The sequence below is a fragment of the Selenomonas sp. oral taxon 136 genome, assembly GCF_001554015.1.
Taxonomy (GTDB): Bacteria; Bacillota; Negativicutes; order Selenomonadales; family Selenomonadaceae; genus Centipeda; species Centipeda felix.
In genome coordinates this window covers 2,065,693-2,091,783 of record NZ_CP014239.1, presented here as the reverse complement: position 1 = coordinate 2,091,783, position 26,091 = coordinate 2,065,693, and the positions used below count along the sequence as shown (strand labels likewise).

Here is a 26,091-nt window from a genome sequence, read left to right as displayed (position 1 = left end):
TCCTCAGGGACGGGTGTTGTCGATCATATACATCAGCGCATTGACTGCCGCTGCCGCAATCGGACTGCCGCCCTTCGACCCTTCGACCGTAATGTAGGGAACGATATCGTTTGCGGCGAGCTCCGCCTTGGACTCTGCCGCACCGACAAAGCCGACAGGAATACCGACGATACAGGCGGGGCGGATGCCTTCCTCACGGACCAGGCGCAGGACCTCAAAGAGTGCCGTCGGTGCGTTGCCGATGGCGACGATACTGCCGTCCATATCCTTGCCAAACGTACGCATGGCGACCATTGAGCGCGTAATCCCCTCCGCCTTTGCGCGTGCGGCAACATCGGGATCTGCCACCAGGCAGTGCACCATGCCGCCGAACGAGGCCAGTTTCTTCTTGTTGATGCCTGTACGCACCATCTCGACATCCGTATAGATATCGACCCCGCGTTTCAGGGCAGCAATCGCCGCGTCAATCGCCTGCGGGTGGACGCGCGTAATGGGCGCATAGCCCACATCTCCCGACGCGTGAATGAGGCGCGAATAGAGCTTCGTCTCACGCTCGTCGAGATGCAGCTCCGCCAGATGCGGTGCGATCAGCTCCATGCTGCGATTTTCAATGGTCATCGGCTCTTTGATAAAATCCATGAAGGTCTCCTATTTTCTATCATAAATATCAGCAACAAACGCCAGAACTTCCTCCGCCGTATGGGCCAGATGCGGATAGGAAAGCACAGGGCGGTCGATCACCACGACAGGCAGGCCGAGATCTTCCGCCGCCTGAAACTTCGCATCCGTCCCGCCGACAGTGCCGCTGTTCTTCGTCACAATCACATCTGCCTCGTACTTCTCGTACATGGCACGGTTCAGCGCACGGGAAAAGGGTCCCTGCATCGCAATGATCTGCGCGGGGGTCAGCCCCAGCTCCGTGCAGAGTGCCACGACCTCCGCCGTCGGCAGAACGCGTGCCGTGAGCACGCAGTCAAGCGCCGCTGTCGCATGGACGAAGCGCGCCAGATTGCGGCTGCCCGTCGTAAGAAAGATATGCTGCCCCAAGCCCGCCGCGGTCTCCGCAGCCTCCTCATAGGAGTGTACGAGATGTACCTTCTCATACGAGATATCGCTCAAATCGCGCTCGTAGCGAATGTAGGGAACATCTGCCGCCGCACACGCCGTCATGGCGTTGCGCGAAACATTGACGGCGTATGGATGCGTTGCATCGACAAAAACACGAATATCATGTGTCCTGAAATACGCCGTCATTTCGTCCGTATCGAGCGGCGTATCATGCACTGTCAGATGCCCGCCTGCCGCATGCTGTGCCTCGAGCAGCTGCTCCCCGTAGGAACTCACAACGGATGCTGTGACGTCGTATCCCGCTTCGCAGAGACGGCGGACGACAGCACGCCCGTCCTGCGTCCCCGCAGCTGTGAAGATCACAGTCCCGGCTCCCGCTTCTGATAGCCGCGCGGCGTAATCATCCACTGCCCGTTCTGCTTCGTCTTCGAGTTGCCGATGATCACAATCGAGAACATATTGATGTCCTCCTTGGTGAACGCACCGAGGGTTGAGATCACCACGTTCTCTCCCTCGCGGCTCGCCGATGTCACAATGCCGACGGGCGTCTCAGGCGCACGCTCACGCAGGAAGATCTCCTGCACGGCCTGGATCTGGCCGACACGCTTATGGCTGCGCGGATTGTAAAGCACAGTGACGAAGTCTCCCTTCGCCGCGAGCTCTGCACGCTCCTGGATCAGCTCCCACGGCGTGAGGAGATCGGAAAGACTGATGACGGCAAAGTCGTGCATGATCGGCGCACCAAGGAGCCCTGCCGCTGCACTCAGTGCAGAGACACCCGGGATCACGCCGCCAAATTCGGGACGCTGATCCTCATCCATCTTCATGAGGAGCTCGAGCACCAGCCCGGCCATGCCATAGATGCCGGCATCGCCGCTCGAGATCACGACGACATTCTCCCCCGCTGCTGCTTCCTCCAGTGCCGCACGGCAGCGATCGATCTCCTGCGTCATGCCCGTATCGAGCACCTTTTTCCCTTCGACCAGGTCGGCGATCAGCTGGATATAGCGGCTGTAGCCGACAACCGCCGTTGCTTCCTCAATCGTGCGATGTGCACGATAGGTCATATCATCCGTACTGCCGGGGCCGATACCCACAACACTTATTTTTCCCATAGGAGTGCCACCGTCACTTTCCCAAATACTGTTTTTCCGAGTGCCATGCGGCCGCCTTCTGTGCCTGCTGCACAGAGTGCCGCCGCCTCACACACATTTCCGACACCGATTGTTTTCCGCACAAAATCCGATTCGGTCAGACCATAGTCCTCAATCATCTGCCGAAGCGCCTCCTGCGGGAAAAAGACAATCTCTCGTCCGAGTGTCTGCGAGGCTGCGAGAAGCCCTGCCTCATTGCGCTTGACCTCGGTACTCGCAAAAAGGTCGATGGCGGATGGTTCCCGTCCGATCATCCCGCATGCCTCCGTCAACGCACGAAGAATCTGCGCTTCCGTTACATCGGCACGACATCCGACGCCCGCAATGAGGCGCCGCGGAACGAGATAGAGCGTCCGCTCCTCCGCAGCAGCAGGCACATGCTCCGCCCCAACGATGACAACGCGACAACTCGTCCCATCCGCAGGAGGAACCACACCGCGAAAGAGCCGCGCACCGATCTCCTGCTCCCGCAGCTGCGCCTCATAGAAGGCAGCCTGCGGCAGATCACTGTCGATATAGTAATGCACTTCCTCGCCCGCCATGAGCGCCGTATTCAGCACCTGTATGGCAGACTTTGGCACAGGGCGCAAGGCAAGCCGCGCAGCGATAGCATCGGGGGCGAGCACCCCCGTCACATCCGTTGCCGTCGTAACAACGGGATCCGCACCTACCGCCGCACAGAGCGTGCGTGTCAGATCATTTGCCCCGCCGACGTGCCCCGAAAGGAGACTGATGCCATGCCGTCCCTGCTCGTCAAAGACGATCACGGCAGGGTCGTACAGTTTACTGCGGACACAGGGAGCAAGCGTGCGCACGACAATCCCCGTCGCCATGACGCAGACGAGTGCATCATAGCGTGCAAACGCCGTCGTAATCGCTGCGGACAGGTGGGCAAAATAGGCAGTATGTCCTGCCGTGGGTGTACTGCCGCGTAGCCGCTCCGGCAAATAGAGCCGTGCCTCTCCGTCAAGAGCGGCACAGAGACGCGCCGCGAGCGCAGCTCCGCCGTCCGTCAGGGCAAAGACAGCAACTCTCACTGCTTTGCATCCCGAAACATGTGTGAGAAATTGGCAGCATAGAGCCGCGACGGCTCATACACCGCATCAAGGCAGTCGCCGACCACGATCATCGCCGTGCGGTCGATCTCCTCCGCCTTCACCTGCTCTGCAATCGTCGCAAGCGTACCGCGCAGGATCTTCTGCTCCGGCCATGTCGCACGCTGCACAATGGCGACAGGCGTCGTCGGCTCATATCCGCCCGCTGTCAGTTCTTCTGCCACCTCCTCGATCATCGTGATCGAGAGGAAAATACACATCGTCGAATGGTGTGCAGCGAGACTGCGCAGCTTCTCGCGCCCCGGCACGGGCGTGCGCCCCTCGTTGCGCGTGATGATGACCGTCTGCGAGATGCCGGGCAGGGTATACTCCTGCCGCAGCGCCGCCGCTGTCCCGAGGAAGGAACTCACGCCCGGCACAACATCATAGGAAAAGCCGCGCTTTTCCCACGCGTCCATCTGCTCCTGAATTGCTCCGTAGATCGCAGGGTCACCGGTATGGAGACGCACGGTCATCTTCCCTGCCGTCTCTGCACGCGCGATCACCTCGATGACCTCATCGAGCGTCATGTGCGCCGAATTATGGATCTCCGCCTCTTCCTTGCAGAAATCGAGGAGTGCGGGGTTCACGAGTGAGCCGGCATAGATGACGACATCTGCCTCAGCCAGATAGCGTGCGCCCTTCACCGTGATGAGCTCAGGGTCACCGGGACCCGCACCGACAATATGAATCATGTATTCCTCACTTTCTCTGTGCCGTAATGATATAAATTGGATTCAGTGCCTTTGCCATATCGTAGGGACCGACGCGTTCCAACCGACTGATCTGCACCTGTATAGCCTCGCACGTATAGAGCTCCGCATGCGCATGGAAATAATCCAGACAGGCGGAGACCGTCTGCATCGTAATCGCATTTGCCACGATGCGTCCGTCGCTCTGCATACGCGTTCCGATGATGTCCAGAATCTCGGGCAGACGCCGTCCGCTGCCGCCGATCAAGGCGACATCGAGATGGGGAAGCCCGTCCAGCGCGGCGGGAGCCGCCCCCTCGACCACTGTGAGGTTCTGTGTGGAAAAACGTGCCGCATTCTCCTTGATGAGGGCGATTCCCTCGGGATTCTTTTCGATGGCGTAGACATGCCCCTGCGGTGCAAGGCGCGCCGCCTCCACCGAGAGCGAGCCCGTCCCCGCGCCGACATCATAGACGACAGCATCGGGGGCAATCTGCGCCTTGACGAGCGTGAGGATGCGTATCTCCTCCTTCGTCATGGGCACATTTCCGCGCACAAAAGCGTCATCTTTTATGCCGAGATTCATGCATCATCCTCCTTCACTGCACAGACAATAATCACGCCGTGCCCAATTCCCTCATCACGCGCCGCATCTCCCAGCGTCGTCCGAACAATGTTCTCATCCGCATAAGAAAGGCGCGTCGCTATATACATCACATCATCTGCACGCCAGCCCGAGGAGAGCAGCCGCTGCGCAATGGTCTGCGAGTTGTGCTTCCCGTCCGTCAGCATCCCGAGCATGGCCTCTGCCGTACGCGAGAGCTCCTCTGTCCGCGGCTCGCGCCCGTGAAAACTGAGCAGACGCGCATCATGCCACGGCAGGGCGAGCCGTGCAAAGGCAAATTGGATCGAGCTGATACCCGGGATCACAGCCATCTGCTCGGGTAGGAACGTCCGACGCAGAGCATCCAGCATCGAGTAGTAGCCGGGATCTCCCGAGACCATGACCACCACATCATCATCGCGGAGCGCATCCCGGATATAGGTCAGTACCTCTGCAATATCCGCTCCGATTACATGCGTATGCGCTCCCGCAGGAGCAAGATCGGCGAGCGCACGCCGCCCGCCGACGAGGACGCGTGCGTCATGGATCGCCGCCCGTGCCTGCGGCAGGAGATAGGCGGGGTCGCCGGGGCCGATGCCGACGACGGTGATCGTATGTCTCATGCGTTCAGTCTCCATCCACAAGCATCAGCAAAAGCTCGTGCCTGCTCATCCACACCGAGGATCTCCCCCGCGAAATTCACCATGACGGCACCAACCTTCATTTTTCCGAAAAGATACCGCTCTGCACGGATACGCACGCGTGCGGCGATCACCGCGCAGACCCGCTCAGCGAGCCCTGCCGACGCGATCACCGCCAAGGCATCCTCCGTCGTATTTGATGCCAATACGGCGCGCACCTCCGTCTGGCTGAGCCCCTCGGCGGCACCATACGCCGCGAGCGTCTCCAGCCGTGCATCCGCCATGCGGTTATGCGTATGGAAAATACCGGCGGCAATCTTCACGAGCTTGCCCGTATGACCGAGAATCAGTACACCCTTTGTGCCGCGCTCGACGGCGCGCTCCAGCATAAAGCCGATGAAGTTGCTCGTCTCAATAATCGCTGTCTGCGAAATCCCCAGAGAGAGGGCAATCCGCTGCCCGATCTTCCCGGGGACGAAGACGAGCACCTCCTCCCCCGCCGCACGTGCCACATCGATCTGCGGAACAAGGGAGTCCTTGAACGCCTCCTCAGACATGGGGCGAAGCACGCCCGTCGTACCGATCACGGAGATGCCGCCCTCTATGCCGAGCACGGGATTGAGCGTCTTCTTTGCCAGCTCTGTCCCGGCCGGGATGGCAATCGTCACCTCTGCACCGACATCCTCCCGCCCCGTCATCTCGGCGACAACGCGTCGGATCAGCTCGCGCGGTCCCTGATTGATCGACGGCTCACCGACAGGAAGGCTCATCCCCGGCTTTGTCACCGTGCCGACCCCCTCGCCCGCACGGAATACAATCCCATCGGCATCATCGCATAGCCGGATCGTCGTGAAAACGGAAACGCCGTTCGTGATATCGGGATCATCGCCCGAGAACTTGACGACCTCTGCACAGATCCCGTCTTCCGTGCGTGTGACCACCTTGACGGGAATCGTCAGCGGCGTTCCGTCCAATGCCGTGAGGGAAATCTCCTGCCACGGCTTCCCCTGCAAAAAGAGAAGTGCCGCCTTGACCCCGGCTGCCGCGCACGCACCTGTCGTATATCCGCTGCGCAGTTCTGTCGCCATACATCGTCTCCGTCAAAACAAGAAATTTAGGAAGCACTGATAAATTCGGTAAACCATCTTGACGCATCTTTTTTGCCCGCACTTCGGCGGAAAATCCTCCACAGAGCACCACTCTGCGTCCGGTTTTCCACCTCGTTCGGACGAAAAAATCTACGCCAATCTGGCAGACCTCATTTTATCAGTGATTCCTTTATCGAAGAAAAACTGATTTATTATAACACTCTGCCGACAAAATGAAAAGGGAGCACCGTGCATTTTACACAGTGCTCCCCAGTGTCCTGTCAAATATTACGATAGAGCCCAATCACCTTGCCGAGAATCTGGACATCCGTCTCGTAGAACGGCTCCATGGAATCATTCTCGGGCTGCAGGCGGATGCAGGTCTTTTCACGGAAAAAACGCTTCACCGTCGCCGCCTCACCGTTGACGAGCGCCACGACGATATCGCCGTTGTTCGCTGTCGGCTGCTGGCGCACGAGCACGAAATCACCGTCGAAGATGCCGACGTTGATCATACTGTCCCCCTGAATGCGGAGCATGAACACATCCTCTGCTGTCCCGAGAAGGCCACGTGGGAAGGAGAACACATCCTCCACATTCTGCTCGGCGAGGATCGGCTCGCCCGCCGTCACAACACCGACCAGCGGCACGGGGATCGTGCGACCCCACGGATTCTCCCCCATGATGTCGATCGCGCGCGGCTTCGTTGCATCACGGCGAATCATGCCGTTCTCCTCGAGCATCGACAGATAGCGGTGCACCGTCGAACTGGATTTCAACCCGACCGCCGTACCGATCTCACGAACCGAGGGCGGATACCCCTTCTCCACCAAGAACTCCTTGATGTAGTCCAAGATCTCCGACTGCCGCCGCGTGGATATTCTTGTCTTCTTCACCGTGATACCCCCTGACAGGTCCGCATACATACTATTATTGATATCATAGCATATATACGTTCTAAAAAAAAGGGGGGTAAGAGAAGATTTTCCACTAATTCGTATCAAATTTCTGCTCTGCATCGTGGAGGATACTGTCACGGCGTGCCTTCGAAGCGGAAAAATAGTCGTGGATCGCCTGTCGATCTCCTGCATCAATGGCCGTGATGACCTCCCCCATGATCGTCTGCAGCTCGCGCAGGGCATCCGTGATCGCCTCCGCGTTCGTCATGCAGATGTCCGCCCACATATCGGCATTCGAGGAGGCGATGCGCGTCGTGTCCTTGAACCCGCCGCCGATGAGCTTCAGGCAGGAGGAGAGATCATCCCCGCTGCGGTTGAGGAGGGTGACGAGGGCTGCCGCCGCGAGATGCGGCACATGGCTGATGACCGCGGCACAGCGGTCGTGCTGTGCGAGATCAAGTGTCGTAAATCGGGCACGCGTGAGGCGCAGGACATCCATCAGACGCTCCTTGACCTCCTGCGGGACGGCCGGATCGTCGATGATGACGTACGCCTTATGGGCAAAGAGATCCTTTGTCGCCACCGCTACGCCGCTCTTTTCGCGTCCCGTCATCGGATGCCCCGGGATATAGTAGATATCCGCCGGCAGGATCTCATGCAGCTGCCGATAGAGTTCGCCCTTCGTACTGCCTGCATCCGTCAGGATCGCACCGCGTTTCAGATACGGCAGGATCTTCTGTACCATCGGAACAATCTGGAGGACGGGCGGGCTGAGGTACACGATGTCCGCATCCCCGACTACCTTCGCCAGATCCGCCCCTGCATAGTCCACTGCACCGCAGTCCATCGCTGCGCGCATGGACTGCTCCGAACGGCAGAGCCCTGTAATGTAGATCTCGTCACCGAGAGCCTCTTTGAGGCACAGCCCGAGTGAGCCGCCGATCAGTCCGACGCCGATGATGGCAAGCTTCGTCCGCGTCATGCGCGCCGCCCAACGGCAGGAGCAATCTGCCGCACCTCATCCATCAGCATCTCAAAGTTGCGCGGGATCAAGCTCTGATCGCCATCGGAAAGTGCCAGCTCGGGACGGCAGTGCACCTCGATGATGAGCCCGTCCGCGCCGACGGCGACGGAGGCACGCGCCAACGGGCGCACCATCTGCCACCGACCCGTCCCATGACTGGGGTCGGCAATAACGGGGAAATGCGTCAGCTCTTTGAGTGCTGCAATCGCGTTGAGATCCATCGTATTGCGCGTATAGGTCTCATACGTACGAATGCCGCGCTCACAGAAGATAATGTTCTCGTTGCCGCCCGCCGCAATATACTCCGCCGCGTTCAGCCACTCGCTGATCGTTGCGGAGAGCCCGCGCTTGAAGAGCACAGGCTTCTGCGTCTTGCCAAGTGCCTTGAGCATCTGGAAGTTCTGCATATTGCGCGCACCGACCTGCAGGAGATCGGCATACTCCGAGACGAGTCCGATGTCGTCCTTGTCCACAACCTCCGTAACAACGCGGAGTCCCGTCTTATCCGCGACATCGCGCAGGATCTTCAGCCCCTCCTCGCCGAGCCCCTGAAAGTCGTACGGGCTCGTACGCGGCTTGAACGCGCCGCCGCGCAGGAACTGTGCTCCCGCCGCCTTGACTTTGACCGCAGCGTCATAGACCTGATCGTAGCTCTCGACGGAGCACGGTCCCGCCATGATCGCCAGCTGCTCACCTCCGACAGGGAAGCCCGACACGTAGACAATGCTGCTCTCGGGGTGGAACTCGCGGCTGACGAGTTTGTACTTCTCCGTGATGCGCACCGTCTTTTCGACGCCCTCCATCATATTCATTTCGAGCCCTGAAATGAGCTGCTTGTCCCCGATCACCCCGATGATGACACGGTCCTCTCCCTTCGAGAGATGCGTGCGCAGTCCTGCCTGCTCAATCTTGGCGATCACATGGTCGATGTTCTCCTGCGTAGCTCCTGCGTTCATAACGACGATCATAGCGTACCTCCGTCATACCTTTATCATGGCGATTTCATCACAGTTCGGATACTTGGGGCAGTCGATGCATTCCTTCCAAACTTTCTGCGGCAGCTCCTCCCTGCTGATGCGGAGGAAGCCTAGGGTCTCAAAAAATGCCGGCTTGTAGGTGAGAGTAAAAAACTTCTCAATGCCGAGCGTATCCCCCTCATCGAGGAGGCGGCGCACGATCTCTGCGCCGATCCCCTGTCGTATATGCGTCGGTGCAATCGCCATCATGCACACCTCGGCGAGACGATCCCACATGATGCGCAGTGCCCCGACACCGACGACGGTACCGTTCTCCTCAGCGACGACAATATCGCGCAGGTTCTCATAGAGCGTATTGCGTGAGCGCGGCAGCATATCCCCCTGCGCCGCATAGTCCCGTACGAGCTGATAGATCGGCTCAACGTCGTCAAATTTCGCCTTGCGATAGATCACGCATATACCTCCTCTCTTCCCCGTATCCTATGCCGTGCTGCTCGGGCAGACTGCTGCGAGAGCACACGTATCGCAGTGCGGCTTGCGCGCCTTGCAGACCTGTCTGCCGTGCAGGATCAGCCAATGATGTGCGTCGCTCCAATCCGCGCGTGGAATCGCCTTCTGCAGCCCCTTCTCCACCTCGAGCGGCGTCGTACCGACCGCAAGGCGCAGGCGGTTCGCCACGCGGAACACGTGCGTGTCCACGGCGATGGCGGGCGTATGAAAGGCAACGCTCATCACGACATTCGCCGTCTTGCGTCCGACGCCCGGGAGCTTCTGCAGCGCCTCAAAGTCCGCCGGCACCGCGCCGCCGTAGTCATTCAGCAGGATATGACAGGTCTCTATGATGTGCTTCGCCTTCATGCGGAAAAATCCGCAGTCATGAATCTCCGCCTCGAGTGCGGCCTGTCCGAGCGCAGCAATCGCAGCAGGCGTATTTGCCTTTGGAAAGAGCCGTCCCGTCACCACATTGACGCGTGCATCCGTACACTGTGCCGAAAGGATGACGGCGATGAGGAGCTCGAACGGCGTCTGGAATGTGAGTGCGGGCTTTGCATTCGGATAGAGGGACCGCAGGATACGCAGCTGCTCCACCTTAACGGCCTTCGTGACGCGCATCAGTTCGTCAGGGCGCGCGTCGGCGCTGGAATGCGCCCGCCGCGTGCAATGAACGCCGCCGAGCTGAAGGCACTGCGGACGGGGACGATGGGCGAGTAACCTAGGAGCCCACCGAAGGAGACCGTCTCCCCCACCTTTTTCCCGGGCACGGGAATGACGCGCACCGCTGTCGTCTTGTTGTTCACCATGCCGATCGCCGCCTCATCCGCAATGATGCCGGCAATCGTGCTGGCAGGCGTATCGCCCTCAATCGCGATCATATCCAGTCCGACCGAGCAGACACAGGTCATCGCCTCGAGCTTCTCGATGGAAAGACTGCCGCGCTGAACGGCGTCGATCATGCCCTCATCCTCACTGACGGGAATAAACGCCCCTGACAGGCCGCCGACATGAGAGGTCGCCATCAGTCCGCCCTTCTTGACTGCATCGTTGAGGAGTGCGAGTGCCGCCGTCGTACCGGGTGCCCCACACGCCTCGAGCCCCATCTCCTCCAAGATGCGCGCCACACTGTCTCCGACCTCCGAGGTCGGCGCCAGAGAGAGATCGATGATGCCGAACGGGACGCCAAGGCGGCGTGACGCCTCACGCGCGACGAGCTGTCCCACGCGCGTGATCTTGAACGCCGTACGCTTGATTGTCTCGGCGATCTCCGTGAAGTCCGCGCCCTTCAGATCCTCAAGGGCATGCTTGACCACACCGGGGCCGCTGACCCCGACATTGATGACGCGGTCGCCCTCGGCAACACCGTGGAAAGCGCCCGCCATGAAGGGATTATCTCCGGGTGCGTTGCAGAACACGACGATCTTGGCGCAGCCGAGCGCCTCCTGCTCGCGCGTCAGCTCCGCCGTGCGCTTGATCACATCGCCCATCTCGCGCACAGCATCCATATTGATGCCCGCCTTCGTCGAGCCGATGTTGACCGACGAGCAGACAATATCCGTCGCTGCCATCGCCTGCGGAATGGAGTCGATGAGCACGCGGTCGCCGTGCGTCATGCCCTTTTCGACGAGTGCCGAAAATCCGCCGATGAAGTTGACCCCGACCGCCTTGCCCGCGCGGTCGAGCGCCTCTGCCACAGGGACGAAGGAATCCGTCTGACACGCATCCGCTGCAATCCCGATGGGCGTGACCGAGATACGCTTATTGATGATGGGGATGCCGTACTCCGTCTCGATGTCCTCGCCCGTCTGAACGAGATACTCCGCCGAGCGCGTGATTTTCTCATAGACATTCTGACAGAACTTCTCGAGATTTGGATGGGCACAGTCCCGCAGGGAGATTCCCATCGTAATGGTACGCACATCGAGGCGGTTTTCCGTAATCATCCGATTGGTTTCACGGATGTTCTCAAATGTAATCAATCTGCCGCTCCTTGCTCAAATCTTGTGCATGACCTGGAAAATCTCCTGATGCTGAACCTTGATCTCGAGTCCCTGCTCCTCGCCCTTCTTCCGCAGAATCTCCTGCAGCTCCTTGAGCTTGATCTCTGCATCATCCGGCATCTCGGCAATCATCACCATGTTGAAAAAACCGTCCATAATATTCTGGTTCACATTCATGATGTTGACGCGTTGCTCGGCAAGAATCCCGCTCACCATCGCCACAATACCGACCTGATCCCGTCCGACTATCGTTACAACCAGCTTCATCTTTGCCACTCCTCATCCATTTGCCCACATGGGCTATGCAATATACCCTGCATCATATCAAAAAAGACAGACAGCGTCAAATGCAAATACGGCATGAACCACACTGCAACGTGCTGTCCATGCCGCATCAAAGCCCCAGATCGCCCATCCGCATCTCCGACACATGATCGTCTGTGATGGAGAAGGCAAATCCGACCGTGGGATCCTCCTCGAAGAAATATATGTAGTCTTTTCCATAAATCATGCTCGGCTCGCCGTAGACACGCCGCAGCTCCTCGACGGGCGTGCCGATGCGTACGCCCTTGCCGGAGGCAATGGTATTGTGCGACCGTACGCGCACCATGCGCACTGTACCGTCCACCGTCTCGACGAGAAGGCCATCCTCATATCTGCAGGCAACGATATCCTTGCCCGCATAGCGCATGGATTTCTGCGATGTCGTCTCCTGCGGTGTTCCATAGCTGGCATGCACCTCTGCGTCCCCCGCACCGTACGCGATGCCGCCGAGGAGCAGTGATTTGCGTTCCAGCCGAACGGCCGAGGTCTGCTCCTCTGTACGGTGCTGGCGAAGCAGCTGTGCCTCACGCTTTGCCGCATCATCCGCCATCAACGTCTTTTTGACAGACTCACGTGCAATCGGTACATGTCCGCTATGCGTACCGTCCTGCGGTTCTTCCGCACAGCCCGGAAACATAGAATAGGCGGTAAGAACAGCTGCGGCTCCTGCGATGGCAATTCCCGCATACATTGCGTTCTTTCGCATCTTCACCGACCATCTCTCCCTCAGCGGATTGTGCCCACGCAGAACTCGGCAACGCGGCCGTGCTCGATTTCAAAGGTAAGACCGACGCTGTTATCCCCATCCACGCGGTAGATGTAGTCGTCCCCATGGATCACATCCGGCTGCCCGTATGCCGCAATCAGTGCACTTAGATCACTGCCGACCGTGATGTTATCCTGCGTATAGATGCCGTTGCGCGCACCGACCTCAATCTGCCGAACGACGCCGTCCACAAAGATGATGTCAAAATCGCTGCCGTACTCCCACTCGGTCACATGACTGCCCGCGTACATGGAGTCATACTTCGTCTCCACCTCGCGCGGCGCGCCGTAAATACTGCGCACATAGCTCTCCGACGCACCGTATGCAATCCCGCCGGCAGCGAGCGCATCCTGCGGCACCGACGCCTGCACAGCGGTCATACCGAGGAAACTGATGCCAAGAGCCAATCCTGCGATTTTGCTGTAAAAAATCATCACGTTCTCTCCTTATTTTGTTATTAATAAAAATATAGGATAAAACGCTGAAAAGCCTCTGAATATTTCCTTTCAGAGGCTTTTCATATCTTAGGGAAGCACGGATAAACTCCGTACAAGTATCCTGACGCATCTTTTTCGCCCGTTTTTCTTGTGCCCTTTATACCGCTTATGCGGTCCCCCTTCCCCGTAAATAACGGGAAAACTCTGATGATCCGTGATTCCTTAGAGTCGATCTATGTCGATATACACCCGATTCTGTTGGACACAAAGGTGACTCTCGGCGAGTATATCCTTCATTTTTCGCGTTTTCCCATACCCTTTCCGTATCTCCATGAGTGGGATGAGACGGCAGAAGAGATTCATATCGATCCCGCGTGCAAATGGGACTTCGAGCAGCCCACTCTGTGTCTTGAGAAAACACGTCGTCATATCATACGCCTGCAACTTTTTCAACTCTTTGGACGAAAGCATCGCATGACATACGAGGTGGGCGCCCATGGGATCAATGTCAATGCGGTCAATCAGTCCAAGGTCGATCGCCAGCCGCTTGAGATGTTCCTCACGCATCTGACGCGCCGCCACCATAAAAACGCGCTTCTTATGTTCTGTCACTACCTTGATGGCGGGCAGAAAATCCCGATCATGGGAAAATATGGCGACCCCGCCGATCTCCGCTTCTTCGTAGATTGCACGTACAATGGCCGCCGTCATAAAGGTATCGGCACTATTTTTTCCGACGAAGGCGCGCACGTAGTTGTGTCCAGCAGCCCACTTGGGACAGACTTTTCCAAATACATCGATCTGAACGAGCTCATGATCTTCCTGCAGACGGCTGCATCCCTCGATAAACAGGCGTTGACTGATATTCTCTGCATCGATAAAAGCGTGTATTTTCATGAGGATGCTCCTCTGCTGTATGTGTCGCAAAACTCCACTCCTGTGTTGCCATACCTCTTTTATTCTACTTGCGAACGCCTGATTCCTTCTTTTTAAAAATGAACTGTTCCGCACGCAGCAGAACAGTTCTATGATATTTTTACTTACACGCTTGGAACCGGCACATCCTCGTCCGACAGAGTTCCCTCAAGGTCGTGATTTGTGATCGCGCAGACAGCCGAATCCGACCAGACATTTTCCGCCGTCTCAATCATATCGATGATCGAGTAGATCGGCAGGATGACCCCCATGAGCCCGACCGGTGCGCCAATCGACACCATGAGAGAGAGCGTCAGAAAATAGCAGCCCATCGGAACGCCCGCATTGCCGACGGCGGCGAGCACGGCGATAAAGAGCCAGCTGATCATCGTGCCGAGCGAGAGTTCCATCCCTGCATTCTGCATGACGTAGAGCGAGGTCACGAGAATGAACGCAGCACAGCCGTTCATGTTGATTGTCGTGCAGATTGGCAGGACGAAACGTGTCACCGAAGGATGCGCCTTAAGACGCTGCTCGGCAGAAGCGAGTGTCACGGGGAGCGTACCTGCCGAGCTCTTTGTAAAGAGAGCGACCGCGACCGCCGGCATCATCTGACGGAACACGCGCACGGGATTCAGCCCGCGCACAGCGAGGAAGAACGGAATGACAATAAAGAACTGAATCAGATTGCCGCCGATGACGACAGCGGTATAGACACCGAGTGAACCAATGATGACGCCCGCCTCGATCTGTGCCGCGAGCTGTGCGGCAAAGGCGAGGATCCCCACGGGCAGGACAGTGATCAGCGCACGAATGAGCGTGAAGAGCAGTTCCTGCAGGCCATGAATCCCCTTGAGGAACATCTCACGGTTCTCCGTCTTGGGTGCGAAGGCAAGTCCAAGCCCCGCCGCTGCTGCGACAAGCATGACAGAGAGGACGTTTCCCGAGACAAACGGGGCGAGCACATTGTTCGGAACGATGGAGAGGAAGTGATCGTAGTAGGACAGTCCCTCCAGCTTGCCCGGCACATCCGATATGCCCGCGCCGACGACATCGGCGGGCAGGTTCGCAGGTGCGAGCCAGAGGAAAAGTGCTAGTCCGACCGCCGCCGCACAGATCGTCGTCAGCAGTGTGTAGGTGACGGCGTGGGCAAAGATGCGCCCCGTGTCGCGCTTCGTCCCAAGCGCGGCAAGCGTCGTGATGACGGCAAGAGCAATCGTCGGCACGGCGACGAACTGGAAAAGGCGCGTAAAGACGGTTGCGATAAAGCTGAACAGGTCGTTCAGTGCGGGCACGTTCGCCCAGCCAAGAATACCACCGACGATGAGTGCCGCGATCCACAGCGCGAGCTGACGCTTCTGCCCGCTGAGCTTCGCGGCAGAGAGCGCGGCCTGCGCCTGCTGCTCCACCTCATCATGCGGCGTATGTTTATGTTGATCTGCCATAGAGAATCCCTCCATATCCCAAGATGTAAGAAATCGCTGATACGATGATGCTGAGCAGATCATCGATCTTCAAAAACATTGTTTGCATATTATATTGCTATGTTAATAAATTGTCAAGTAAAAACTGCCGTGAATTTTCACGGCAGTTTCTTCAGCAGCAGTCTATAGCGTACGGTAACTGTGTATGTCCTTACGCCTTCCCTGCAAGCTTCTTGTAGTTGTTGTAGCGCGTCTCCGCGTCCTTCTGCGTCTTCTCAAAGAGCGCATCCGCCGCCTCGGGGAAGCTGCGCTGGAGATTGATGTAGCGGTTCTCACCCAGCAGGAACTCACGGAACTTCGAGAAGTCCGGCTCTTTCGAATCGAGGCTGAACGGATTCTTGCCTGTCTCGATAAGCTGCGGGTTGTAGCGATAGTTCGCCCAGTAGCCGCACTCCACGGCGAGCTTGCCCTCAAGCTGAGCACAGCCCATGCCCTTGCGGATGCCGTGATTGATGCACGGCGAGTACGCAATGATGAGCGAGGGTCCCGGATATGCCTCCGCCTCGCTGATCGCTTTCAGCACCTGATTCTGATCGGCGCCCATGTCGATCTGGGCAACGTAGACGTAGCCATAGGACATCGCCATCATGCCGAGATCCTTCTTCTTCGTCTTCTTGCCCGTTGCAGCAAACTCTGCAATCGCAGCCGCCGGCGTGGACTTCGACGCCTGTCCGCCTGTATTGGAGTAGACCTCGGTATCAAAGACCATGATGTTGATGTCTTCGCCCGAGGCGAGCACGTGATCCACACCGCCGTAGCCGATGTCGTATGCCCAGCCGTCGCCGCCGAAGACCCACTGCGAACGCTTGACGAAGTAGTCGTTGTCGCTGTAGATGCGGCAGAGGAGCTCGTCCGTCCCCTTCTCCTTCTCGAGCAGCTCGCGCAGGAGGTCGGCGCGGTCGCGCGTTCCCTCACCGCTGTTGCGCTTTTCGAGCCAGAGCTGCATCGCCGCCTGGAGCTCCGCCGAGCCCTTCTTGGCCTCCAGCGCCTCCGTCACAGCGGCAGCGAGCGACTCACGTACCGACTTCGTGCCGAGCAGCATACCGAGACCATACTCTGCGTTGTCCTCGAACAGGGAGTTCGCCCATGCAGGACCGCAGCCCTTCTGGTTTTTCGTGTACGGAATGGCAGGTGCACTGGCGCCCCAAATGGAGGAGCAGCCCGTTGCATTGGCGATCATCATGCGGTCTCCAAAGAGCTGCGTGATGAGCTTGGCATACGGTGTCTCGCCACAGCCTGCGCACGCCCCCGAGAACTCGAAGAGCGGCTGCTCGAACTGCGAGCCGATCAGCGTTGTCTTCTTCATCGGGACATTCTTGACCGCGACCTTCGTCGTATCGACACCGTAGTCAAAGTACTTCTGCGCATCACGGAGCTTGTCATCGAGCAAGGTCATATCAAGTGCCTTGCCCGGGCAGACCTGTGCACAGTTGCCGCAGCCAAGGCAGTCGAGTGTCGAGACGGCGATGGTGAGGTTCATTCCCTTTGCGGGACGCGACTTCACAGACTGCATCCCCTCAGGTGCTGCCGCAAGCTCTTCGTCCGTCGTCAGGATCGGACGAATCGTCGCATGCGGACAAACAAAGGAGCACTGGTTGCACTGAATACACTTCTCAGGGCGCCATACGGGGACAGAGATCGCCGTGCCGCGCTTCTCATAGGCTGTACCGCCCACGGGGAACGTACCGTCCTCCATGCTGAGGATCTCGGAGATCTTGAGCTTGTCGCCCTCCTGACGATTCATGACATTCTGGACGTTCGTGATGAATGCAGGCGTCTTCTCGTTGACCGGCACCTCTTCGTCCACAACATCCTTCCACGCATCAGGAACATTGACGCGGTGCAGCGCCTCGATGCCCTTGTCGATCGCACCATTGTTCATGTTGACGACCTTCTCGCCCTTGCTGCCGTAGGAGGTGACAACCGCATCCTTGAGATACTTGACTGCATCGTCGAGCGGAATGATGTTGGCGAGCTTGAAGAACGCGGACTGCATGACCATGTTGAAGCGTCCGCCAAGTCCGAGCTCACGCGCGATGTGAACGGCGTCCACCGTATAGAACTGGATGTCGTTGCGTGCGATAAAGCGGCGCATTGATGCGGGCAGATGCGTATCCAGCTGCTCATCCGACCAGAACGTATTGAGCAGGAACGTGCCGCCCTTTCTGAGTCCTGCGAGCAGGTCATACTGACGTACATAGGACTGCTGCGAACAGGAGATAAAGTCCGCACGGTTGATGAGATAAGGGCTGATGATCGGCGACTTGCCAAAGCGCAGGTGACTCATCGTGATGCCGCCCGACTTCTTCGAGTCGTAGGCAAAGTATGCCTGCGCATACATATCCGTCTTGTCGCCGATGATCTTGATCGCGCTTTTGTTCGCGCCGACCGTGCCGTCCGAGCCGAGTCCCCAGAACTTGCACGCCGTCGTCCCCTCCTTCGTGAGGTTGACATCGCTGTGTGCGGGCTTCAGGCTGCGGTTCGTCACATCATCGACGATGCCGAGCGTAAAGCCGTGCATCGGCTCGTCCTTCTTCAGCTCCTCGTAGACGCCGAAAATCTGATCCGGCGTCGTATCCTTGCCGCCGAGACCATAGCGGCCGCCGACGATGACGGGATCCATGCCTGAGCCATAGTACGCCGCCTTGACATCGAGGTAGAGCGGCTCGCCGAGGGCACCCGGCTCCTTCGTGCGGTCGAGGACAGCAACCTTCTTCACCGTTTTCGGGAGATACTTGAAGAAATGCTCGACGGAGAACGGACGATAGAGATGAACGGACAGCAGTCCGACCTTCTCGCCCTGTGCATTGAGATACTCCGCGACCTCCTCCGCCGTCTGGCAGACCGAGCCCATCGCAATGATGATGCGGTCCGCATCAGGTGCGCCGTAGTAGTCAAAGAGATGGTGCTCACGGCCTGTGATCTTTGCCATCTGTGCCATTGCTTCCTCAACGAGGGAAGGAATGGCATCATAGTAACGGTTGACCGCCTCACGCCCCTGGAAGTAGATATCAGGGTTCTGTGCCGTGCCGCGCACCACCGGATGATCCGGGTTGAGCGCACGGCGGCGGAACGCCTCAACGGCATCCCAGTCGAGGATCTTCGCGAGGTCAGCATAGTCCACGACCTCGATCTTCTGGATCTCATGCGAGGTGCGGAATCCGTCAAAGAAGTTGATGAACGGCACACGTCCCTTGATGGCGACGAGATGCGCTACTGCAGAGAGATCCATGACCTCCTGCACGCTCGACTCGGCGAGCATGGCAACACCTGTCTGACGCGCTGCCATGACATCCTGATGGTCGCCGAAAATGTTCAGCGAGGAGGCGGCAATGGCGCGTGCACTGACGTGGAACACGCCCGGCAGCAGCTCACCTGCAATTTTATACATATTGGGGATCATCAGCAGAAGCCCCTGCGATGCTGTGTAGGTCGTCGTCAGCGCACCCGCCTGCAGAGACCCGTGGACAGCACCTGCAGCACCGGCCTCCGACTGCATCTCAATCAGACGCAGCTTCTGTCCAAAGATATTTTTCATCCCTTTGGCAGCAAGGCTGTCGACATACTCCGCCATCGGCGACGAGGGCGTGATCGGATAGATCGCTGCCACATCCGTAAAGGCATAGGAAATATAGCCCGCGGCGGTATTTCCGTCCATCGTCTTCATCTTTTTTGCCATAGTACTGCTCTCCTCTCTTTAGAGAAGCGCCGATAAATTCGGCACGACCATCTTGACGCATCTTTTTCGCCCGCTTATCGTTAGCAAATCCTCCACATAGCCCTCGCTATGCGTCCGGTTTGCTGTCTCAATCGGACAAAAAATCTACGCCAATCTGAGAGACTGTTTTATCAGCGATTCCCTAGAAATGCTTCTGCACTTCATCGAATATTAAAATATATACACATGAGCAAAGAATTTCTTCCCCTCCGTCGAACGAGAAACAATATCTATGGAGAAGTATCAATTCTATACTTTCTGTTTATTATACAACGGAACACCCGCCTTGTAAACAAGACAGGTGCTTTGTATCTCCGATATTACGGTGTTCTATCATTGTTTTTTATGATGCAAGCATCCGAACACCCTATTTCGTTTCTGTTTCCTTCTGATTAAAGCTCGGTTCGCGTCTTTCCAAGAATGCCGTCACAGCCTCACGATGATCCGGAGAGGCCCCCGCCTTCCCGAGATTCTCTGCCTCGATGCGGCTGTATGCCATATAGTCGCGGTAAAAAACCTCATAGTAAAGCTGCTTCTGCATGGCGACGGCACCAAGAGGACGGCGCAGGAGCTGTATGGCAAAGGCACGCGTTTCCTCCTCCAGTTTTCCCTCGGGGGCGATTCGCGTTGCCAGTCCGAGGCGCAGTGCCTCCTCACCGTAGACGGGGGTACTCAACGCCATGAGCTCAATCGTCTTCGCGAGTCCAACAATCTGATGCAGATGATAAATGCAGCCCGTGTCCCCGGGCAGAGCGACGTTCGAGAACGCTGTGAGCAGACAGCTCCCTTCCGTCATGATGCGGAAATCTGCGCCGAGCGCAAGGCCGCAGCCGGCGCCCGCAGCCGTGCCGTTCACCATCGCAATCACAGGTTTTCGGCACTTTCGCAGAGCAAGCGACGCCTGCCCTGTCAGCATGGAGAGTTCATAGCTGATGAATGAAAAGGTCGCCATCTCCTTGATGTCGCCGCCTGCAGAGAAATTCCTGCCCGCGCCCGTAAGGATGATCACCTTCACCGCTTCGTCCGTATCACAATGCTCCACAGCCGCAATCAAATCGCGGAACATCTGCGCGTCCAGTGCATTATTTGATGCGGGACGATCCATAACGATCTGCGCGATGCCATCCTGAATGGATTGCTTGATATGCTGATCCATGGGAAACCTCCTATCGGAATACACAAAGGACGATGTCCCGCTCGGGCAGCGCACGGGACATTCTCAGCAGCTTGTCCTGCCAAGGAGCGGATGTGTGGTCGGGCGCAGGTCACGCACGCGGATGAGGTGCAGTGCCTCCGCGAGATCAATGTCTCGACGTTCGGAGCCGTTCTCGTACACGTAGACCGGATGCTCCGCACCGACCTCGCTGCCCGGCATATAGACATACTCCGCCGTATGCGCATCACCAAAGATGATGCCGCGATCCAGCTGTGCTTCGCGTATCAAAACATATCCCTCCGCCAGAGCAGGTAGACCGCCAGCGTCGATACGCAGACAGCAAAGATGAGTACGCGCAGGAAGCCCGTCGGATCATCCTGATACGGCACCGGCACATTCATCCCTAGGAAACTTGAGATCACCGTCGGGATGGCGAGAATAATCGTAATCGCGGTCAGAAACTTCATCACGAGGTTCAGATTGTTCGAGACGATGGACGAAAACGTATCGGCAAGGCGCGCCAAGATCGTGCTGTATAGATCCGCCATCTCACGCGCCTGCTTATTCTCGATGATGACATCCTCCAGAAGATCCTCGTCCTCCTCATACATGCGAAAGATATGATGGAGGGAGGTGTTCGTCCGCAGGCGCATCAGGCGGTCGAGCACCGCTCCGTTCGAGCGCAGTGCCGCATTGAAATACGTCAGCCCCTTCTGCAGCTGCAGCAGGCGCAGGATCTCGCTGTTCTTCATATCGTGTCGCAGCCGATCCTCGATCTCCTCGGTCAGCTTGCTGATCTGCCGCAGATAGCGCAGGTAGAACACATCGGATTTATAGAGTATCTGAAAGAGGAACCGCGTCCGCTTGTACGTGCGGAACATCTTCGCCGTCCGCTCGTTGAACTCCGCGATGACGGGCGTCTCTTCGAGACAGACGGTGATGACATGCTCATCCGTGAGGATGATCGCCAGCGGCAGTGTATCGTAGCTGTCCTCACCGCGATAGACGGGGACATTGGTCAGGATCATGACGGAGTCATCCTCAACATCCGTATGCGAACGCTCCTCATCGTCAAGAGCGGAACGCAGGAAATCGGGATCGACCTCCGTGAGGGTACTGACGACCTTCAGCTCGTATGGCGTCGGATTGACGATATTGATCCATGCTCCTTTGGACAGCGTCTTGAGTGACAGCTCCTGCAAGGGGCCGGATTCCATGGATTTATAAATCTGCAGCAAGGGAGAACGCTCCTTTCCGATCGTCCTCCCCCGCTGTCACAGCATCATAGCTGCACAGCGAAGAGAGGACAGAATACACGTATGCGGCGGAGGCTGCAAAGGTGTATCGTCCATGCTCTTCACTTCCTTTCATCATGCTCAGAAATTACCCTGCATCAAACATTAAAGCGGAAATTCACCACATCACCGTCGCGCATGACATAGTCCTTGCCCTCAAGGCGCACCAGCCCCTTATCACGCGCTGCTGCGACACTGCCGAGCGAGACGAGATCGTCATAGTTCACGATCTCCGCACGGATGAACCCCCGCTCAAAGTCCGTGTGAATCTTTCCTGCCGCCTTCGGCGCGGTCGTTCCGCGCGTAATCGTCCATGCACGGCACTCATCCTCTCCCGCCGTAAGGAATGTCTGCAGACCGAGCAGGGCAAACGCACCGTGGATCAGGCGATCCAGCCCGCTCTCCGCAAGGCCAAGATCTTCGAGGAACGCCGCTGCTTCCTCGTCATCGAGCTCGGCGATCTCCTCCTCGAGGCGCGCCGATACTGTCACCACCTGCGCGCCCGTACGTGCGGCATACTCCTTCACCTTCTGCACGTGAGGATTCTCCGCATCCGCTGTCGCCGCCTCATCCTCGCCGACGTTCGCGATATAGAGGATGGGCTTGCGCGTGAGGAGATTCAGATCGCGCAGGATCCCCTGCTCCTCCTCGGAGAGCTCCGCCTCGCGCGCAGGCCGCCCCGCATCGAGTGCCTCTTTCAGGCGCTCCAGTGCCGCATGCTCCGCCTTTGCCTCTTTGCTCCCCGATTTCAGCAGTTTCGTCACCTTGGCCAGGCGTTTTTCCACCGCCTCCAGATCGGCAAGGCACAGCTCCGTCTCGATGATGTCAATATCGCGCAGCGGGTCAATGCCGCCCTCTACATGCGTGATGTCCGAGCTCTCAAAGCAGCGCACCACGTGGGCGACAGCATCCACCTGGCGGATGTGCTCGAGGAACTTGTTGCCCAGCCCCTCGCCCTTCGAGGCACCCTTCACAAGGCCTGCAATATCGACGAAGCGCACACTGGCGGGCGTCGTCTTTTTGGAATGATAGAGATCCGTCAGCACCTTGAGGCGCGCATCCGGTACGGCCACGACGCCCACGTTCGGCTCAATCGTGCAGAACGGATAGTTCGCCGCCTCTGCGCCCGCCTTCGTGATCGCGTTAAACAGCGTGCTTTTCCCCACATTCGGCAGACCGACGATTCCGACTTCAAGGTTGCTCACAGATATTCCTCCAAAACACGTTATGACAGATATACACGTTATGTTATAGCACACAACCCATGCACAGGTCAATTCCAACACAGTTTTCCGACGCTTTTCTTCACGGCATGGACGTATATGTTGCAAATGGTACTTTCAATTTTTATATCTTGTGCTATAATGTGAAAAAGTCAAGGATATCTTCCTTCTTTTCACTGTATTTTCCCATAGGAGGTCATTATGGCGATTACCAAAGATATGAGCATCATCGAGATTGTGCAGAAGTACCCCGACACGGTCGAGGTTCTGATGAACGCAGGCATGGGCTGCCTCGGCTGCGCGGCAGCCCATTTCGAGAACATCGAGCAGGGCGCACTGGCACACGGCATCGACATTGACGCGCTTATCGACAAACTCAACGAGACGGTCGGCGAGACAGCCGCGGCACAGTAAGCAAAATACATACGAAAAAGCCACCTCACGACAGCGAGGCGGCTTTTTTGATGCAGTTGTTAGAGCATTTCCCGCACATCCCACCAAATCACGGCCGAGCGCGTCGCAACAGTGCACTTTCCGTTCTTTGCCTCCGTACAGACGGCACGGTGCAGCTCCTCACGCACGGCATCCGTGACATCGCCCTCATACTGCTCATAGGCGAGCAGCCGATACCGCAGCTCATCCTCAATACTGCGCTCACAGCGATAGTCAATTGTGCGCACGTTGGCAAACCGTCCCTGCGCAGCAAGCATATTGTAGAGAATCTGGAACTCCTCCACGTCACAGCTGCTCGCCGAGCGCGGGTTTTTCTTGTCGGGGATCTCGGCAACGATGGCGCAGTATGCCTTCGTATATGCCTCCATCTGAAGGATGAGAGGCCATACATCCGCATACATCCAGAAGACGAGCGACACCGTCACGAGATCAAACGCGCGGTCAAGTGCCCCGCCGACGGGAAGATCCTGCACCAGATCCTCTATCACCGCATAGTTGGACACTCCTGCCGCAGCGGCATTTTCCCGCAGGAGGCGGACCATCTCGTGCGACGGTTCCACGGCCGCAGCGAATTTGATCTTCTCGGCAAAGGGAATAATAAAGGAGCCGGGTCCCGCACCGATATCGAGCATCGTCGCGTCCGCGCTCAGAATGTGCCGCAGTGCCGCATAGGTTTTCCGCCCGTAGTCATAATCGTTGCTGCGGCGCATGGCGGAGAAATCCCGTGCGCGCTTGTCCCAGTAATCCACCTGCGGATTCGCCCGTATGTGCTCCGTACGTTCGTGAAATTTCTCCTTCCACCAGGCATTCCAAAAGGAAAAGTCCGGCTTATCTCCCATCCAAATACTCCTCTCACGCGGCGAAATGCTCCTGTTCAATGATGCCGAATGACGGTAAATCGTGCGAGGGAAATCGGCTCTTTCGGCATGATGTGTGCCTTCTCCCGTGCAATGGCGATCTGCTGCTCCGCCGTGTCGATCCCCGCGAGATCGGGCAGCAGGAGACCGCGCCGACGGTCCGCCACGCTTTTTACGATAACGCCGTAGACATGTGGATCCAGTTCCTCTGCCGACGTGATCGGCTCAGGCGTACTGAGCACATCCACGCTGTAGACGAGACGATCCAGTTCCTCCACGGCAATCGGCTCAAATCGGCTGTCGTGTGCCGCTGCCGAGACTGCATTGTAGAGAATCTCCTCGGCGAGACTCTGCTGTGCGGGCAGAAACGTCCCGATGCAGCCGCGCAGTTTGCCATATTTCTTGATGGAGACAAAAACCCCCGCACGTCCCTCCGTCAGCTCCTCCGGCATATCCGGCGGCAGAGCGGCATAGCTATGCGTCCGCACAAAGTGCTCCACGCTCGCCCGCGCGAGACGTACATACATATCCTCCGATGCACGCAACTTCTCCATCGCCGCATCCTCCGCACGAACGAGCTGTGCCGTATAGTCGCGGCTCTCATCCGTTCCCGTGACCGTAAAGGAAGCCACTGCATAGCCGACACCGAAGGGGCCTTCATAGCTACAGAGACGGCTCTCTATCGCACTGCCGTCGAGCACTCCGGCGAGCACCCAGAGGCCATTCAGCCCACAGTGCCCTGCCGTCTCGGCAAAGCTCCCCGGAATCTGCAGCAGGGAGAAAAAATCTCCTGCCCCCATAAACGCCGTACAAAGGCGGTCAAACTCCGGTCCCTCCGCGGCGAAACCATTCGGTGCCGCAGGACTGAGCCGATGCGAGAGATCGCCGCTCGCGATACACACCGTGCGCCGCCCCAGCCGCTCCGACACGGCAGCAATGCACTGACCGAGCCGCGCGTGCAGATATGCCGGCAGACCCGAAATACCGATGCGCACCACCTTGACCGGCGCATCTCCGAGATAATCGCTCAAAAAGGCCAGCGGAATCATCGTCCCGTAATCGAGTGCTGCCTCCCGCTCTCCGAGTGTACCCGCCGGAATATCGTGATCCATCGCCGTCGCGGCGAGCATCTGCACAAAATCTTCGTCATAGTCGACACCGACGGAGATCGCGGGATGCCCGAATGCCGCAAAATTTCCTTCCGCACGCTCTCCCGGTGAGATATGAAAGTAATCCTCATAGACGACAGCATGCGGGCTGATGACAACGACGGTATCGGGATGGAGCTCTGCCGCCGCACGCATGACCTCACGATAGGCGTCAATGGTGTGCGCAATCTCCTGCTCGCGTCCCGCGCCGATCGCAGGAAGAATGAGCGGCGGATGCGGTACAGCATAAGCAGCAAGAACAGACATAAGATTCACACTCCTATACAACAAATGATGGGCTTCATTTCATCCGTGATTCCCTAAAAAAATACCGACTGCACTGCAGTCGGAAGGAACTGTGCACCATGGGTGCGGCTTCGTCCTGCCAAGGAAAAGAAGACGGCATAAACCTGCAGCGAACCCACGAGGACAATGAAAGGAAGCGCTGAGCCCTATCCTGTCAGCGGTTCCGATAAGCCAAAATGGTGCGGATGAAGGGGGTCGAACCCATACGCCTTGCGGCACTGGATCCTAAGTCCAGCGCGTCTGCCAGTTCCGCCACATCCGCATGGAAATCAT

27 protein-coding genes and 1 tRNA gene are annotated in these 26,091 nt (G+C 57.8%); 1 reads left to right on the top strand and 27 read right to left on the bottom strand.

Going from position 1 to position 26,091, the window contains the following annotated elements:
* Positions 1–3 precede the first annotated feature (3 nt).
* The 24 genes from AXE86_RS09995 to ychF all read right to left on the bottom strand — a co-directional run bounded on the left by AXE86_RS09995 (position 4) and on the right by ychF (position 23,036).
* The gene (locus AXE86_RS09995; protein WP_061946661.1) at positions 4–639 is read right to left on the bottom strand and encodes a precorrin-8X methylmutase; all 636 of its coding nucleotides are present in this window, start codon (positions 637–639) and stop codon (positions 4–6) included.
* 9 nt (positions 640–648) lie between these two features.
* Positions 649–1,431: a precorrin-6A reductase gene (gene cobK / locus AXE86_RS09990; protein WP_061946660.1), complete on the bottom strand. Its 783-nt coding sequence runs from the start codon at positions 1,429–1,431 to the stop codon at positions 649–651.
* Entirely contained in the window at positions 1,428–2,183 is a 756-nt protein-coding gene (gene cobJ / locus AXE86_RS09985) for a precorrin-3B C(17)-methyltransferase (protein WP_061946659.1), read from the bottom strand. The genes cobK and cobJ overlap by 4 nt, the downstream gene beginning before the upstream one ends.
* Positions 2,171–3,259, bottom strand: coding sequence for a cobalt-precorrin 5A hydrolase (locus AXE86_RS09980; protein ID WP_061946658.1), 1,089 nt, complete (start codon positions 3,257–3,259; stop codon positions 2,171–2,173). Before AXE86_RS09980 ends, cobJ begins: the two co-directional genes overlap by 13 nt.
* Positions 3,256–4,011, bottom strand: coding sequence for a precorrin-4 C(11)-methyltransferase (gene cobM / locus AXE86_RS09975; RefSeq protein ID WP_061946656.1), 756 nt, complete (start codon positions 4,009–4,011; stop codon positions 3,256–3,258). The genes AXE86_RS09980 and cobM overlap by 4 nt, the downstream gene beginning before the upstream one ends.
* Before the next feature lie 7 nt (positions 4,012–4,018).
* Complete coding sequence (gene cbiT, locus AXE86_RS09970) at positions 4,019–4,594, bottom strand: precorrin-6Y C5,15-methyltransferase (decarboxylating) subunit CbiT (protein ID WP_061946655.1); 576 nt, start codon at positions 4,592–4,594, stop codon at positions 4,019–4,021.
* Positions 4,591–5,235: a precorrin-6y C5,15-methyltransferase (decarboxylating) subunit CbiE gene (gene cbiE, locus AXE86_RS09965; RefSeq protein WP_232294873.1), complete on the bottom strand. Its 645-nt coding sequence runs from the start codon at positions 5,233–5,235 to the stop codon at positions 4,591–4,593. The genes cbiT and cbiE overlap by 4 nt, the downstream gene beginning before the upstream one ends.
* Positions 5,232–6,341, bottom strand: coding sequence for a cobalt-precorrin-5B (C(1))-methyltransferase CbiD (gene cbiD, locus AXE86_RS09960; protein ID WP_009442394.1), 1,110 nt, complete (start codon positions 6,339–6,341; stop codon positions 5,232–5,234). The genes cbiE and cbiD overlap by 4 nt, the downstream gene beginning before the upstream one ends.
* A 281-nt stretch (positions 6,342–6,622) precedes the next feature.
* On the bottom strand, positions 6,623–7,237 hold the full coding sequence (lexA, locus tag AXE86_RS09955) for a transcriptional repressor LexA (RefSeq protein ID WP_061946651.1): 615 nt from the start codon (positions 7,235–7,237) through the stop codon (positions 6,623–6,625).
* Positions 7,238–7,331: 94 nt separating this feature from the next.
* The gene (locus AXE86_RS09950) at positions 7,332–8,222 is read right to left on the bottom strand and encodes a prephenate dehydrogenase (RefSeq protein ID WP_061946650.1); all 891 of its coding nucleotides are present in this window, start codon (positions 8,220–8,222) and stop codon (positions 7,332–7,334) included.
* Entirely contained in the window at positions 8,219–9,232 is a 1,014-nt protein-coding gene (gene aroF / locus AXE86_RS09945; RefSeq protein ID WP_009442397.1) for a 3-deoxy-7-phosphoheptulonate synthase, read from the bottom strand. Before aroF ends, AXE86_RS09950 begins: the two co-directional genes overlap by 4 nt.
* A 12-nt stretch (positions 9,233–9,244) precedes the next feature.
* A complete protein-coding gene (locus AXE86_RS09940; protein ID WP_009442398.1) occupies positions 9,245–9,694 on the bottom strand; it encodes an N-acetyltransferase in 450 nt (149 codons plus the stop codon).
* Between the two features lie 27 nt (positions 9,695–9,721).
* Positions 9,722–10,354, bottom strand: coding sequence for an endonuclease III (nth, locus tag AXE86_RS09935; RefSeq protein WP_061946647.1), 633 nt, complete (start codon positions 10,352–10,354; stop codon positions 9,722–9,724).
* Entirely contained in the window at positions 10,354–11,679 is a 1,326-nt protein-coding gene (locus tag AXE86_RS09930) for a PFL family protein (RefSeq protein WP_371137025.1), read from the bottom strand. Before AXE86_RS09930 ends, nth begins: the two co-directional genes overlap by 1 nt.
* Positions 11,680–11,730: 51 nt before the next feature.
* Positions 11,731–12,003: an ACT domain-containing protein gene (locus tag AXE86_RS09925; protein ID WP_009442401.1), complete on the bottom strand. Its 273-nt coding sequence runs from the start codon at positions 12,001–12,003 to the stop codon at positions 11,731–11,733.
* Positions 12,004–12,130: 127 nt separating this feature from the next.
* The gene (locus AXE86_RS09920; protein ID WP_050344133.1) at positions 12,131–12,766 is read right to left on the bottom strand and encodes a hypothetical protein; all 636 of its coding nucleotides are present in this window, start codon (positions 12,764–12,766) and stop codon (positions 12,131–12,133) included.
* Positions 12,767–12,786: 20 nt separating this feature from the next.
* Positions 12,787–13,260, bottom strand: a complete 474-nt coding sequence (locus AXE86_RS09915) for a hypothetical protein (RefSeq protein ID WP_009442404.1) — start codon at positions 13,258–13,260, stop codon at positions 12,787–12,789.
* A gap of 225 nt (positions 13,261–13,485) precedes the next feature.
* Positions 13,486–14,274: an NYN domain-containing protein gene (locus AXE86_RS09910; RefSeq protein WP_335338493.1), complete on the bottom strand. Its 789-nt coding sequence runs from the start codon at positions 14,272–14,274 to the stop codon at positions 13,486–13,488.
* Between the two features lie 29 nt (positions 14,275–14,303).
* On the bottom strand, positions 14,304–15,623 hold the full coding sequence (locus tag AXE86_RS09905; protein ID WP_061946644.1) for a dicarboxylate/amino acid:cation symporter: 1,320 nt from the start codon (positions 15,621–15,623) through the stop codon (positions 14,304–14,306).
* 190 nt (positions 15,624–15,813) lie between these two features.
* Entirely contained in the window at positions 15,814–19,341 is a 3,528-nt protein-coding gene (gene nifJ, locus AXE86_RS09900) for a pyruvate:ferredoxin (flavodoxin) oxidoreductase (protein WP_061946642.1), read from the bottom strand.
* Between the two features lie 406 nt (positions 19,342–19,747).
* Complete coding sequence (locus AXE86_RS09895; RefSeq protein ID WP_061946640.1) at positions 19,748–20,536, bottom strand: enoyl-CoA hydratase/isomerase family protein; 789 nt, start codon at positions 20,534–20,536, stop codon at positions 19,748–19,750.
* Between the two features lie 63 nt (positions 20,537–20,599).
* On the bottom strand, positions 20,600–20,824 hold the full coding sequence (locus AXE86_RS09890; RefSeq protein ID WP_061946638.1) for a hypothetical protein: 225 nt from the start codon (positions 20,822–20,824) through the stop codon (positions 20,600–20,602).
* Positions 20,821–21,774 carry a magnesium transporter CorA family protein gene (locus tag AXE86_RS09885; RefSeq protein WP_039981535.1) on the bottom strand — a complete coding sequence of 318 codons (954 nt, stop codon included), beginning with the start codon at positions 21,772–21,774 and terminating at the stop codon, positions 20,821–20,823. The genes AXE86_RS09890 and AXE86_RS09885 overlap by 4 nt, the downstream gene beginning before the upstream one ends.
* Positions 21,775–21,929: 155 nt before the next feature.
* Positions 21,930–23,036: a redox-regulated ATPase YchF gene (gene ychF / locus AXE86_RS09880; RefSeq protein WP_061946636.1), complete on the bottom strand. Its 1,107-nt coding sequence runs from the start codon at positions 23,034–23,036 to the stop codon at positions 21,930–21,932.
* A 219-nt stretch (positions 23,037–23,255) separates the two neighbouring features.
* Here ychF and AXE86_RS09875 point away from each other — a divergent pair, with 219 nt between their 5' ends.
* Entirely contained in the window at positions 23,256–23,468 is a 213-nt protein-coding gene (locus AXE86_RS09875; RefSeq protein ID WP_009442412.1) for a DUF1858 domain-containing protein, read from the top strand.
* Between the two features lie 59 nt (positions 23,469–23,527).
* Here the strand turns inward: AXE86_RS09875 and AXE86_RS09870 are convergent, their stop codons facing one another.
* From AXE86_RS09870 to AXE86_RS09860, 3 genes are all read right to left on the bottom strand, one after another.
* A complete protein-coding gene (locus AXE86_RS09870) occupies positions 23,528–24,346 on the bottom strand; it encodes a class I SAM-dependent methyltransferase (protein WP_061946634.1) in 819 nt (272 codons plus the stop codon).
* 35 nt (positions 24,347–24,381) lie between these two features.
* Complete coding sequence (gene amrA, locus AXE86_RS09865; protein ID WP_061946633.1) at positions 24,382–25,779, bottom strand: AmmeMemoRadiSam system protein A; 1,398 nt, start codon at positions 25,777–25,779, stop codon at positions 24,382–24,384.
* A 216-nt stretch (positions 25,780–25,995) separates the two neighbouring features.
* Positions 25,996–26,080 (bottom strand) — tRNA-Leu (locus AXE86_RS09860).
* Between the last annotated feature and the right edge of the window lie 11 nt (positions 26,081–26,091).

Bases quoted from the DNA above. Each gene is read 5' to 3' on its own strand.
- AXE86_RS09995 (WP_061946661.1), bottom strand. From the start codon at position 639: ATGGATTTTATCAAAGAGCCGATGACCATTGAAAATCGCAGCATGGAG.
- cobJ (WP_061946659.1), bottom strand. From the start codon at position 2,183: ATGGGAAAAATAAGTGTTGTGGGTATCGGCCCCGGCAGTACGGATGAT.
- cobM (WP_061946656.1), bottom strand. From the start codon at position 4,011: ATGATTCATATTGTCGGTGCGGGTCCCGGTGACCCTGAGCTCATCACG.
- cbiT (WP_061946655.1), bottom strand. From the start codon at position 4,594: ATGAATCTCGGCATAAAAGATGACGCTTTTGTGCGCGGAAATGTGCCC.
- cbiE (WP_232294873.1), bottom strand. From the start codon at position 5,235: ATGAGACATACGATCACCGTCGTCGGCATCGGCCCCGGCGACCCCGCC.
- cbiD (WP_009442394.1), bottom strand. From the start codon at position 6,341: ATGGCGACAGAACTGCGCAGCGGATATACGACAGGTGCGTGCGCGGCA.
- AXE86_RS09950 (WP_061946650.1), bottom strand. From the start codon at position 8,222: ATGACGCGGACGAAGCTTGCCATCATCGGCGTCGGACTGATCGGCGGC.
- aroF (WP_009442397.1), bottom strand. From the start codon at position 9,232: ATGATCGTCGTTATGAACGCAGGAGCTACGCAGGAGAACATCGACCAT.
- nth (WP_061946647.1), bottom strand. From the start codon at position 10,354: ATGCGCGTCACGAAGGCCGTTAAGGTGGAGCAGCTGCGTATCCTGCGG.
- AXE86_RS09930 (WP_371137025.1), bottom strand. From the start codon at position 11,679: ATGATTACGGAAAACCGCCTCGATGTGCGTACCATTACGATGGGAATC.
- AXE86_RS09925 (WP_009442401.1), bottom strand. From the start codon at position 12,003: ATGAAGCTGGTTGTAACGATAGTCGGACGGGATCAGGTCGGTATTGTG.
- AXE86_RS09920 (WP_050344133.1), bottom strand. From the start codon at position 12,766: ATGCGAAAGAACGCAATGTATGCGGGAATTGCCATCGCAGGAGCCGCA.
- AXE86_RS09915 (WP_009442404.1), bottom strand. From the start codon at position 13,260: ATGATTTTTTACAGCAAAATCGCAGGATTGGCTCTTGGCATCAGTTTC.
- AXE86_RS09905 (WP_061946644.1), bottom strand. From the start codon at position 15,623: ATGGCAGATCAACATAAACATACGCCGCATGATGAGGTGGAGCAGCAG.
- nifJ (WP_061946642.1), bottom strand. From the start codon at position 19,341: ATGGCAAAAAAGATGAAGACGATGGACGGAAATACCGCCGCGGGCTAT.
- AXE86_RS09895 (WP_061946640.1), bottom strand. From the start codon at position 20,536: ATGGATCAGCATATCAAGCAATCCATTCAGGATGGCATCGCGCAGATC.
- AXE86_RS09875 (WP_009442412.1), top strand. From the start codon at position 23,256: ATGGCGATTACCAAAGATATGAGCATCATCGAGATTGTGCAGAAGTAC.
- AXE86_RS09870 (WP_061946634.1), bottom strand. From the start codon at position 24,346: ATGGGAGATAAGCCGGACTTTTCCTTTTGGAATGCCTGGTGGAAGGAG.
- amrA (WP_061946633.1), bottom strand. From the start codon at position 25,779: ATGTCTGTTCTTGCTGCTTATGCTGTACCGCATCCGCCGCTCATTCTT.